Source organism: Neobacillus niacini (assembly GCF_046591715.1).
GTDB classification, from domain to species: Bacteria; Bacillota; Bacilli; order Bacillales; family Cytobacillaceae; genus Neobacillus; species Neobacillus niacini_L.
This window is the reverse complement of record NZ_JAWVNQ010000042.1, coordinates 1-535: the sequence shown is the minus strand read 5'-3', so window position 1 is coordinate 535 and position 535 is coordinate 1. Positions and strand designations below refer to the sequence as shown.

General features: G+C 53.6%; 1 rRNA gene. It reads left to right on the top strand.

The window, feature by feature from the left end:
• Positions 1 to 535: ribosomal RNA gene (locus SFC47_RS25860) — 23S ribosomal RNA — on the top strand; the annotation flags it as partial.

Genomic DNA, 535 nt, shown 5'->3' with positions numbered 1-535 from the left:
AGGTGCCCGTACCGCAAACCGACACAGGTAGGCGAGGAGAGAATCCTAAGGTGAGCGAGAGAACTCTCGTTAAGGAACTCGGCAAAATGACCCCGTAACTTCGGGAGAAGGGGTGCTTTTTGAGGTGAATAGCCTCGAAGAGCCGCAGTGAATAGGCCCAGGCGACTGTTTAGCAAAAACACAGGTCTCTGCGAAGCCGCAAGGCGAAGTATAGGGGCTGACGCCTGCCCGGTGCTGGAAGGTTAAGAGGAGGGGTTAGCTCACGCGAAGCTCTGAATCGAAGCCCCAGTAAACGGCGGCCGTAACTATAACGGTCCTAAGGTAGCGAAATTCCTTGTCGGGTAAGTTCCGACCCGCACGAAAGGCGTAACGATCTGGGCACTGTCTCAACGAGAGACTCGGTGAAATTATAGTACCTGTGAAGATGCAGGTTACCCGCGACAGGACGGAAAGACCCCGTGGAGCTTTACTGTAGCCTGATATTGAATTTTGGTACAGCTTGTACAGGATAGGTAGGAGCCTGAGAAACCGGAGC